The 12,631-nt window shown below is 64.7% G+C and carries 2 protein-coding genes; one reads left to right on the top strand and one right to left on the bottom strand.

Annotated features, from left to right (window positions below):
• Positions 1-76 precede the first annotated feature (76 nt).
• Positions 77-11,659, top strand: a complete 11,583-nt coding sequence (locus BQ8794_RS14210; RefSeq protein ID WP_077378526.1) for a LysM peptidoglycan-binding domain-containing protein — start codon at positions 77-79, stop codon at positions 11,657-11,659.
• On the opposite strand, the gene BQ8794_RS14205 is transcribed toward BQ8794_RS14210, so the two are convergent.
• Complete coding sequence (locus BQ8794_RS14205; protein ID WP_077378523.1) at positions 11,632-12,594, bottom strand: LysR family transcriptional regulator; 963 nt, start codon at positions 12,592-12,594, stop codon at positions 11,632-11,634. The genes BQ8794_RS14210 and BQ8794_RS14205 overlap by 28 nt on opposite strands.
• Positions 12,595-12,631: the final 37 nt, after the last annotated feature.

The following is a 12,631-nucleotide window of genomic DNA, read 5'->3' as shown; positions in this document are numbered from 1 at the left end:
CCACTGTCGGGCGCGGGGGCGTTGACGGCAGGCAGACTGCCTGAACCAGGACTGGACCGGCTCCGGAGGTTGTTTGATGATCCGCCCGATTAACACCGTCAAGCCGCCGCCGCCTCCCAGGGTCGATCCAAAGGCCAACGCCGAGCAGATTACGCGGCTGCAGGCAGAAGCCACGAAATTGCAAAATGAAATCCGGCTCGCCAACAAGATGGGCGAGGCCGACGCGGCCGCGGGCGCCCGCCAGCGGCTGACGCAGGTCAATGCGGAACTGACGACGGCGCAGCCGACCGCCCCGGCGCCACAGCAGACTGCCCAGTCGCCACAGCCGACTGCCCCGGCGCAGGCTGGACCGGAACTGCCTGCCGCGGTCACCACGGCAAACGGCAATGGCGGCGCCACCGCCGCGCCGGCGCTTTTCACGACGCAGGATTCCGGCGGCGCGCCAAACCTCCTGCTGGCCAGTGGTGGGCCCGACGACGTTTCACCCGAAGTCAAGGCGAACGACATTCTCAAGGCGATCGAGGGCGGCAAAAGCCTCGACAACATCGCCGACGAGCAGGGCCTGGCTCCCGAGGATGTGGTGGCGGCTCTGAATGCCGGCGACATGACGGCGGTAGCGACTGAGCATGCCAACGGCGACACACGCACGGTGGTGATCACCGTTGGAGACCGCACGATCACCGAAAACCAGGATTATCATCACGGCGGCTACTATACCGAAGAGACCGGCCCCGACATGCAGGCGACCTCATCGCCGATCCGTGACGATCTCGGCCGCAAGGAAACCACCAGTGTCGACCCGCAGGCCGGCGCGATCACGACCACGCTCGTCGACGATCTCGGCGACGGCGCGGTCACCGAACGCACGACCAATCCCCAGACCCGTGAAACCACAACCACCGAAACGAGTGGTGACGGCGCCGTCACCACCACCAGGAACCTGCCGGATGGGTCGACCGTGCAGACGGTGACGCCCGCCGGCGGCCCCGCATTGCCGGTAACCACGGTTACGGCTCCGGGCGGCGAGGAGACCATCCTGGCGCAATCGCAGGCAGCGGACGGCTCTGACGCGCCGTCGATCCAGGACCAGCTTGCCGAGGGCAAGAGCTTCGAAGAAATCGCCGAGGCGAGCGATCTTACGCCCGAGCAGGTAATCGCCGAGCTGAACGCCGCCGGCCTCGAGGTGACGCAGGGCGGCGACTCGGGCGAAACCCTGCAGATCGTCGTCACGGATCCGGAGACCGGCAAGACGGTCACCTACAACAACGATTACCAACACGGTTCGACTTCGGTGACGACCATCGAGGGGAATACCGAGACGACCGATACGGTCGACGGCAATGGCAGGACCAGCCACACCGAGCGCAACACCGAGACCGGCGAGCAGACCACCACCATCGTCGACCCTAAGAACAACACCGAAACGACGATCGTCGTCGACAAGGACGGCCGGCGCACCGAGACCATTGTCGAGACGTTGAACGACGGCGAGCCGATCGATTACGAGGTCCAACCCGGTGACAATCTGAGCGACATCGCCGAGGCGCATGGTGTGACGCTGGAGGATCTCGCCGAGAGCAATCCGGAACTGTTCACCTCTCCGCGCGATCCCGACCTTATTCATCCCGGGGAAACCGTGGTGATCGAGGGCGGTACCAACACCACCGTCAATGTGACGTTTAACGGCTACACAATGACCACGTCGCCGGACGGCAACATCACGCTGACCAACGCAACGACCGGCGCCGTCACCGATATCGCGGCCGGCACCGCGCAGGAAGCGTTGGCCGAGTTGTTGCTGGACATCAACCCGAACAGCAATGACCCGGAACAGGCCAAGGAAGACCAGATACTCAAGACGATGCTGGACGGCATATTCGGCGGAGCGACGCCAGAGCTGACCACGGAGGCGCTTGAAAAGCAGCAGGCCGTGGTCGCTGCAATGGAATTGTATGGTCGGGGACAAGACGCAACCGGCGCGACTCTCGACGGTGGCCCCACGTCGGTTGGTCCGTACGGGAACCCACCATCACCCACGGCTCCTTCGGGCGGGAAGTGGGTGCCATTGCTGGTCGACGGGAGCTGGAAATGGTTCGACCCGGAGGTGGCCAAGGCGATCGCAGCCGAGAACGTGGCGATTGCGAACTTCGGTGAGGCAGAAGCAAAGGCTGCGCAGAGCGCGGCACAGCTCGACGTCTATGCGCTGGACCCTGAATTCAAGAACGCCATGGAGGGTGCCGAGTCAACGCTCGACGAGGCGTTGGCGCCTTATGGACTGGATTGGAAGCCGCCCGAGCCGAAGGGCACGCTGGCAGATGCGCAAAGCCGGTTGACCCTCGCCAACAACGCGCTTGAAAGCGCCAGCACCGCCCGGGCCGAATACGAGGAGGGCCAGACGTCACTTCTCGAAGCGATCGACAAACAGGTAGACCTGCCGACGCTCAGCGATCCCAACCAGACTGCTGTCAGCAACCCGGATGGCCCCAGTGCCGAGGAAACCAACCAACAAGGAAAGGCCGCGCACGCGGAGGTCGCCGAGCTCTTTACAAACGTTTCGCTACACACCGCCAACGGCAACAAGGCCACGATCGATCAAATGATCAGCTCGACCGAGCTGGAGCTGAAGCTTACCGATGCCAAGCCTGGAAGCCCAGAATACACGGCCATCGAAGAGCGGCTTGAAGGTCTGCAAACGCTCCAGGGGGCCGCGGCCAATCAGGTGACCCTGGCCGAGGCATATCAGGAGTATGGGGTTGCACAGGCAGAGGCGGCGGATCTTGCCGTAACTATGGAGCCTCTCAAGCAGCAACTGCTTGCGCAGGCGCAGGAAAGAAACCCGCACCATTTCGATTGGGAAGGCTATACCAATGGACATGGTGACTTTACCGGCAAGATAAAATCGCAGGACATAGTCGAGGAGAACGGTCAGCTCTATGTCGTCACCGTCTATGAGAACGCCACTTTCACCGACGAGAACGGTGATGACACCAACATACATAAATCTGCCCTGACATATGACCTCAACGACGAGGGTATCAGGGAAGATTTCCGCAACGATGCGCTCAACAAGCAGTGGCAGGAGATGCTGGCCTCGACGCAGGACCCATCGGCGCCGGTATGCACAGCCAATGCAAACGGCTCGCAATCGGCGCTGGACGCGGCCAGGTCGAAGATCGTCGGCGCGCAGGTCGACCAGCTTGATGCCGGGCTGAGAGATGCGAAGACGGCGCTCGTCGACGCGACGACGGCGCGCGACCAGGCGATCACCGGCCACGGGCGGGGAACCGTAGAGGCGCCCGCCGGCACGCTCAAGCCGGGCGAGACGGCGGTGAAGATCGCGGTGAACGGCCGCGACCTGTGGGTCGCGCCGGAGGTTGCCGCGGCCTACGAAGAGCAGGGGCCGGGCGCGATCGGCGACAGCGGCAAGTGGGTCCAGATCGAGATGGACGGCCAGAAGCTGTGGGTGCACCCCGAAGTAGCGGCCGCGGAAATCGATCGAGGCCAGGCGGAGGCCGAAAAGAACCAATTGGAGGACTGGGAAGAAAACGTGCGGCCGGCGATGGTGGCGGGGCGCGACTGGTACGCATTTTCCGCAAGCCACCCCAAACTCCTCGAATACGGTTCCGCCGAGCATGAGGCGAAACTCAAGTACGAGTATTTTGAAGAACACAAGGACCAGGCGCTGGCTGGATATCAGGTCCAGTTGGAGAACCTCTACGAGGCCGGCTTCACCGGCGAATACGAGACATATACGCCGGACCAACTCAGCACTGCCGTTGGTCAGACCCTCGGGCCCGACGCGTCGAGTGAAGACGTCCAAAAGGTCACCGAAGAAATCACCGACCGCGGCGGCGACGACGCCGAGGTCAAGATCGTGCCGATCTTCTCCCTCGACGGCGGGAAGGAATCGACGACGGCTTTGTTCGCGATCAAGAGCGGCGGCGACGAAATCGGCTATGTCGACAGCTCGGGTAAATATTACAGCACCTTCGATGAATTCCAGCACGAGAATCGCCTCTTCAGCGAGAAGGGCAATCTGGTCATGGCCAAGGGCGGCGACATGTCGCTCGGCGAGGATGGTTTTTCGCTCGACGAACTGGAAGTGGCCGACGCGCGCAAGGTGGGTTTCTGGGACAAGGCTACCGACATTGGCCTTGGCATCGTCGCCGGTGTCTCCACCATCGTCTCGTTCGTGCCGGGCGGCCAATGGGCGATTCCCATCGCGATCGGCTCCGGTTCAATCCTTGGCGGCAAGGCTCTGATCAAAGAGGGTGATCACCTCCTGCAGGGCGGCGACTTCGACAGCCAGTCGGCCTGGAATGTCGCCACCGGCGTAACTGCGTTCTTGCCAGTGGGCGCGGGTGCCCTGCGCATGTACGGCCTGGCAAAGACCGGCCTGTCCGGAGGCAAGGCCTTCGCGGGCGGCTTCGGGATGACCCACATGAAGGATGCCAGCTGGGGAATCGGCAGATTCCAGGTGAACGTAGACAAGGCCAAGTATGCCGATGATGTCTCGGCGTTCATGCAAAGCGGCAACAAGCTGACCGCTGCAGCGTGGGACCTCGACGCCGCCGCCGTGATTACCGGTGTTCCGCTGCTCGGCAAATCGGTGCAAGATCTGGTGGCGCATGGCGGCGATATGTCCCTGCTCGAGCTCGCTAACGCAATCGTAGGCATAGGCGTCGGCACTGTCGGCACGGGGCTGGGCGGACGCTCGCTGTTGTCCAACATGCCTGGAACGGGCGGTACTCGGAGCGGAACTTTTCCGGATTCGGGGCCGCAACCGCGGGCCGTCTACGAGATGGGCCCCGACGGTGTCTACAGGCCCACCGGCGAGCAGGTCATGCCGGATCCGGATGAGATCATCATCGACGGCGACGTGGCCGGCGAAACGTCCGGCCAGCAGGGAGCCGGTTTCGGCGCACGGGACGATTTTGACAACACCGGTGCGGCTAACCGGCCAACCGGTCCACGGGCGCTGCCGGCGGGCGGGTCCGACGGTCCGAATCCACCGCCACCCACGGGCGGCAAGGGTGATCCATCAGGCGACGGACAGTCGTCGCGGCCGATGGTCGTGCATGAGCAAGGCACTGACGGCGTCCATCGCCCGACCGACAAGCTGGTCTTCCACGATCCAAGCCACCCCGTTGTCGAGGGGACGGTTGTCAACGTCCACGACGAAGGGCCGAGCGCCCCGGGCGAGCGCAGCGATCCCGAGAATCCCAGCGACCGAGACGCCCAGGGAGCGCGTGAGCAGAATGTGCGCGTCCCCGCCGACGGCGATCCGATTGTGGTTCCGCCGGCCCGCGGCGATGGAACGACGCGCCCGGCCGAGGGCGGCTTGCGGCTCGTCTGGGACCCGGCGACCAAGACGTTCACCGGCATGCCAAGCCCCAATCCCGCGGAATACGTCTACACCAGCGGCAAGGATCCGCAGCAGACGGGCTATCTCGACGGCGCTCGCCCTTCCGACCCGGCGGTGCTGGCCACCCCGGACGAGGTCCTGCTCCAGTCCGAAACGGAAACACGCGGGGCGGAAGGCACCCGCCCGTTGATGCGCTACACTGTCGGCAACCGCCATACCGGCGAGATGCTCGTCGATTTCAACCTGCCGGAAGGGCACAGGGTTGTCGCCATACCCGAACCCAAGGCGATCACGGCCGCGCCGGAGCCGGTGCCGGCTCCTGTCGAGCTCGACCCTTCATTGCCGGTGCTTTATCTCGGCGCCGATGGCCGCTGGACAGCAGATCCGAACGCCCGCACCGAGCCACCGGCCGTGACGGACACCGGGCACCCCAGCCGGTTTCGGCCCGACGGCACGCCGATCATCAATCGTTTCTCGTCAAACCCGTACAGCTTCGGCCAGACGTTCAATGCCGCCAAGGCCGGCCTGCGGCGCATCGGCACGCGTTACGCGAATACCGAACCCCGCTATGACTATCCGAAGCTCGGCGAGCTGGTCGACAGCATCTATCACCGGCCGGTTGCGCAGGACGGCGTCACCGCCGGACAGGACATCTATGTCGAGGCCGGCGGCAAATACCTGCCGGCCAAGGTCGTCGTCGCCGGCCCGCAGGCGAGCATGACCCGCGACATCGTCCCCGAAATCGTCCCATTGGGCGAGCATGCGACGGATGCCGGCTACCTGGGTTCGGGCCAGACCGTCGAACGCGCCAAGCGCGGGTCGATAACCACGCCGAACGGCCAGAACAGGGTCAACACCCCGGCACGGGAAGTCCATACGTTCGATCCTGCCAAGAATCCGGAAGTCAGCCATCGCTCGGCGCTCGGTGAAACCCTGGCCACGACCTTGCCGGCGCTGCCCGACGATGCGGCGACGCCCGCGCCGACATGGGCGCCCGAGCAGCTGCAACTCGTCGGCGACTACCTCAATTCCCTCGAACGTTCCAGCGATCCTGTCGTCCGCGATGCGGTGACCATGACCAGAGTGCAGCTCGGCGGCAGGAGCCTGCCTCGGTCCGGCACGGAGATGACGCCGGCTCAGCATCATGCGCTTGGCGAAATGCTCAACGCCGACCGCAACAGCCCGTTCACCGGCTCCAAGCCGGCCGGCCAGCTTTCGATGAACGGCCTGACGACCCTCCAGGTGTTCAGCGCTCAGGGCAAGCTGCCGCATCTGTCGCCGGGAGAAGTGATCGACCAACTCGGCCTGCCGTCCGACGCCAGGCTGCCGCGCGGCGAGCAGTTCCTTACCGCCGGGGCGCTGCCGGGAAAAGCCCGCTGGACCGACGCCGGCCGCGGCATCGTCGGCGATTACCTCAAAACTGCGTCAGGCTCCACCGATCCGAACCTTGCCGCGGCGGCAAATGCCACCTCGCCGTTTTTCAAGGGCCGCGCCACGAAGCCCGGCAAGGCGGTGACCGCCGCGCAGCAGGATGCGCTCATGCAAGTCCTGCAGGCCGACCGTGGCAGCACGTGGGTCTACGGTCCGAAGCTTCAGCCGGGCTCTTCGTTCAAACCCGCCGGCAAGCTTTCGCCGGAGGGACGCTACAATGAGAAGGTTCTGTCCGGCCACGACACCTGGACACCATATCTGTGGCGACAGATGCGCGGTTACGCCGCCAACCAGCAGAAATCCGCGGACCCCGCTGTCCAGTCGCTCGCGCACGCGCTGGAGAACGCGCTGCCCGCAAGCAAGCCCAGGGCCGGGACCGAGATCAACAGCGAGGTGCCCGTCCTGCTGGAGCGGTTGCTGGGTGCCGACAATGCGAGTTCGTGGCGCGCCCCGACATTCTTCACCGATGCACAAGGGGTCTGGCGGTCCGACCGCGCCACCGTTTCCTGGTTCCTGCAGGAGCACGAAGCCAATGTCCTGGGCGGCCCCGTGCTGAACGACGTGGTGACCAACGGCGCCCTCCTGGCTGCCGGGTGGATCCTCGGCCCCGACGGCCGCACGATCACTCTCGGCGGATCGATGCTCGGCATCGGCCTCAAAGTGCCGCTGCCCAGCCGGCAGGTCTATGGCGAACTCAGCCTGAAGAACAACGGCCCGGACGGCGGCACGGGCTTCCTGCTCCCGGTCCATCCCAACGACGCGAAGGGCCAGAAACTTTTCGTCAATGGATACCGGCCGAATTTCGCTTATGACGAGGCGGCGGCTCCCTCCGCCCAGTGGGTCGCATCGGCGCCGATGCTGTCGAAGAACACGTTCCAGAACGAAAAAGCCGCTGGCGTTTCAGTATCCATCTTTGGCTTCTCTCTGAGCGGGGCCTACGTCAATCGCACGCTGCGCTATCTCGGCGGCGAAGGCGGCCGGCCGGGATATACGCACAGGGAGCCTGGCCCGCTCAGCCAAAGGGCAGCCTCTTTCTGGGAGGAGGCGGCGAGAGGTGGCGCCAGCCACTATAGCTCCGAAGGCAAGGTGCCTGGTTTCGAGGATCGTCTCCTCTACCGCAACTACAACGTCATGGCGCCGTTCGGAGGCGGCAAGGAACCCTGGCGCGGCACCCCCGCCTTCGAGGGCGTTCCGCGCGAGACGGGCGCCGGGCCGCTCAACCGCCTGGACCGCAAGGACCACGGCGCCGGTCTCGCCCTGAACTATGGGCCTTTGCCGCTAACGACGGTGGAACTCGGCTCGGTGAGGAAGGATGTTGTCCCGCATGCCCGTACCGCCCGCGCGCATCCCGGATCCTCCGAAGGCGCGCAAAAGGTTTTCTCCGCGCTGGAGACTTCGGGGGGTCGACTGACGCCGGACGTTCTGCAGCATCTCGACGCCTATCTCGCCGAGGTTGCGGCATCGCCGCACGACGATTTGAGGTTCGCTGGTCAGCGCGTGTCGGATGTGTTCCCGGAACTGGGCGTGGCGCCATATCCGGACCAGTTCGCCGGCGGACGGCCAGACGGCATGAGCCGGCCAGCATGGAAAGCGTTGAGGCAACAGCTGGACCAGCAGGTCCGCAGCGAGATGACGCCCACGCAGGCCCATTACCTCAACCGGCTGCTCGAGCAGGACGTACTGCACAATTCGCCGCCGACCCCGCCGGCACTTGGCTCGGGGCCGCCGGATGGCACCCCGCCGGCACTGGGCCTGGGGCGGTCGGAAAAAACGCTGCGGATCTTCGACGAGAATGGCGAAACGGCCACCGTGAGGTATCTCGGGACGCCGCCCAAGAGCGCGGAGAACGTTTACGTGCCGCCTGCGGATGGTCCGCAACTCCGCGGCGACGACCCGACCTTGGCTCACAAGTCGCATATTCTGCATCGCGATCCGGAAACCGGGGAGCCGGTCGTGCTGCCATGGATGCGCGGCGCTTCCGATGACCATGTGCCGGGGAGCCTTTGGCATCCCGAGGAAGGCAATCTGCCCGTCGACGGCGCCGGCGACCCCGCAAGACCCTTGCGCGGCAATGTCGGCCCCTATGTTTTCCGCGCCGATACACGCGCGCCGAGCGAGATCAGGGACGCGGGCGGCTTCTCGCCACCGCCGCCGACCGGGATCTGGGTGGACAACCCGCAAGGCATCGTCCTGAGCAATTATGTGCTGGGCAATACCCATGGCCGTTTCGTCGGCACCAGCCAGTCGATCTCGGGCGCCAAGGCTTTCGTTTCGGAAGAGTCACGGGCCGCGCGGCAGCAAGGCTATACCTATCTCTACACGCTCAATCCGAGCAGGCCGCGTCTCCACGTCCCGACAGAGTTCGAGGCGATGGGCCGGCCGGTCAGCGACAGCATGGCCCGGGTCGACGAGACTGCAATCGACGGCAGCATACCATGGAACGAGGTCCATGGCTGGCGGATGATGGATCCAGACGGCAATTTCGTCGGTGAGTTCACGCGCAATGAGGATGCCGTCGCGCCTGGCGGATCGACACAAAAACGCCCGCAGGTGATCTTGCGGCCGGCCGACGAGTTCTGGGATGCGCCAGCGCAGGCCGAAGCGCCGCCGCCGCCGGTGGCCGAGGTGGTCGGCAACGAAACCCCGGCCGTGACTGGCGAAACGCCGCCGACAGAGAATATTGCTGCCGAAACGCCGACAGCTGCGACATGGCCACCTGCGCCTGACCGGGGCAGGGCGGTTTTTGACCCTGCCAGCGGAAACATCATCAGCCTTGAGCTTCCGGCGAGTTCCGCCGCGGAGCCGGGATTTGCCGAACCTGTGCGGGCACCGACGGGGCCGGAGGTCAGAGCGCTTGCAGCCGACAAGATTGCCGGGCTGACCGGTCCGCAATTGCACGCCATCAAGCCGGAGCACATCGCCAAGCTGGCGCCTGAGCAGCTGGCTGCGCTGAGCCCCGAGCAGGTCCGGCAGTTGACGTTCGATCAGCTTGCCGCGCTTCCGCCGAAGCAGTTGCGGGCGCTGGGTGGCGAACAGCTCCAAGCGATCAGGCCAAGCAAATTGCAGGCTGTTGCCCCTGGCCGGATCACCGGCTTGCGGCCGGATCAGGTCGCGGCCTTCTCACAAGAGCAACTCGCTGGATTGACCATCGAGCAGGTGCGCAAGCTGACGCCCGACCAGATCGCCAAGCTCAGCGACCAGCAGCGCAATGCCCTGACGCCGGAACAGGTCGCCGCCATGCGGCCTGCCCAATTCAGCCATCTCAATGCCACCCAGTTTGCGGCGCTGGACCCGGGCCTCGTCGCGGCACGCGATCCCGCGACAATGGCAAAGCTGTCGCCACGCCACGTCGCAGCACTGACGCGGGAGCAGCTTGACGCTCTGACCATTCATCAGATCGAGGCGCTGACGAAACAACAGATAGCGGCGCTGACGCCGAAGCAGCTTGGCGAGTTGAGCCCCGGCCAGTTGCGCAAGTTCACGCCCAGGCAGTTTACCTGGATGTCGACCGAGCAAACAAACGCGCTTTCGGTGCTGCAGATGACCACTTATCGGGCGACCCACAAGAAGGTCATGACGCCGGATCAAACTGCGGCCGTTGATCAGGCGCTGAGCCATGCCCGCTTCAAGGAGAACGCGCAACTGGTCGCGACCTTCGGTCCGATGGCCGGCTCCTCCTACGCGGTATGGCAGATTCTGCCACCGCATTGGGCCGCGACGGCCGCGGGCGTTTCGTTGGGCGTTCGCGGCGTCGTCTTCAGCGCGCAGTCTGTCTTTCAAAACGCCACGGCAAACCACAAGCCGCTGGGGCGTATCCTCAATGCCGCGAGCGGGGCGTCGTTTATCTTCTCGTCTCCAGGCTCGGCCGCCGGGCTGCTGCGCGGCGACAATGTCGGGTTGAACGGCTCCTTCTCGCTGGGCAATGTGGTCTACGGCACGAAATCCGCGCTGCAGTCGATCGTCGGGCGGCCGGTGTTGCGGAATGTGGCCGAGCATCTGGCCGGTCCCGGTTATGTCTTTGGTTCCCTTCTCTACACGGCACAGAACCTGCACTCGCCGCTGGCCGCGACGGCGGGCGCCTTGTTCACCGTCGGCAGCGCCGAGTTCTGGGTGTCGGCCGCGCGCACGGATCTGCTCAATCGCCGGGCCGTGCCGAGGACGGCAGAGCAGATCGACGCCCGCGCAAAGTCCGACGCGCGCTGGGCGGTCGCCGATCGCATCGCGCTTGGCGTGACCTTCGGCGTCGGCATGCTGCTGTTTGCTTGGGATGCGCTGGACGACCAGCCATGGAACAATACCGGCAAGACGCCGGCAACCGACCCGACCGCGCCGGGCGACGCACCTTCCGGCGTCGATGGCGCGCCTCCGGACGAAAACACCGACCAGCCTGATCCCGGGACGCAAACCCCGCCGCAGGACTTCCCGCAGCTCGCCGTAATGGCCGATGACGGCCTGAACTTGCGGACCCAGCCTGACGGAGATTCGACCGTGGTGACGGTTCTGCAACCCGGCACCTTCGTCGAGCAGACCGCCGGGCCTGCGACAGACCAGTCAGGAGACGCCTGGATACCGGTCGAAGGTTTCGGGCCGGACGGCGAAATGCATAGCGGCTGGGTTTCCGGTGACCATGTCGAGGCGCATCCCGACGGCAGCAGCAATGCTGCGGGCCGCACCAATCCAACGCTGGAGAAAGACGGCTACCAATGGGTCGAGGTCAAGAACGGCGACAGCATTCGCCTGATCGCCAGGACCCATTCTGCGGATGTGGCCGAGACGGTGGTGCTCAACATGGATCATATCCTGAGCCCGGATGTGATCTTCTCAGGCGACCGCATCTACCTGCCGGCAACCTTGGTCGGCTGAGAAACCGCCGGCCTGAGCGTGTCGGTTCTCGCAGCATAGGCATGCGCAACGCAGCCGGCCAGCTTTGCCGCCCGCTCCGCTATCGGATTGGAGGGTTCGGAAGAGTAGGAGGCGGTAAACTGCAGGTCGGACGGATGCCATTCGCATTCGACGATGCGCAGTTTTCCGCTTGCGAGATAGTCCTGGACGACTCCCTCGGGCAGCGAGGCTATGCCGATTCCGTTGAGTGTCATCGTGATCGAAGCGGCCAGCGAATTGGCCGGAAAGATGCGCGGCGACTCTTCGAATTCGCCGGTGAGCTTGCGGTAGAGTTCGCTGTAGGGTCGCGTGGTGCGGGCGTAGCTGATGATGGGAAACTGCATCAGGTCGTTCAGCGTCACCTCGCGGCGGTTGGGCAATTCCAATTGCGGCGAGCAGACCCAGACAAGCGGAAAGGACGGCATCTCGATATTCTCGATGCTGTACTCCAGGACAGGGCCCATCAGCACCGCAAGATCGAGCCGGTGTGACATGAGTTCGTTGCGAAGGGTCGTCGTCGCATCGACGACGATGTCGGTATCGACAAGCGGAAAGTTTGCCTTCAGTGCCGTGAGGAAATCCGGCAGCCAGGTGTGCACGATCGTTTCGGCGACCCCAAGCCTCAGCACCCTGGTCGTCTCTGAACTCTCTGAAAGAGAGCTGGCCATCAGTTGCAGCCGCTCCGCGACGCGCAGCACCCGTTGGGCAGGTGGCAGCAGCCGTTGTCCCTCGGCGGTCAGCCTGACTGTGCTGCTCTGCCGCTCGAACAGCTTGGCGCCAAGCGCTTCCTCCAGCCCGGCAATTCGGGTGGACACCGCCGGCTGTGTGGTGTTCAGGCGTTCAGCCGCCCTGCGAAAGCTTCCGAACGTCGCCACCAGGAGAAAGGTTTCGAGCTGCTTGATGTTGAAAGGTATCACGACTGGGGATCACTCATTTGCGGCTTTCGGGAACGGC

Source organism: Mesorhizobium prunaredense, from assembly GCF_900156895.1.
GTDB lineage: Bacteria > Pseudomonadota > Alphaproteobacteria > Rhizobiales > Rhizobiaceae > Mesorhizobium > Mesorhizobium prunaredense.
This window is presented reverse-complemented; position numbering and strand designations above follow the sequence as displayed.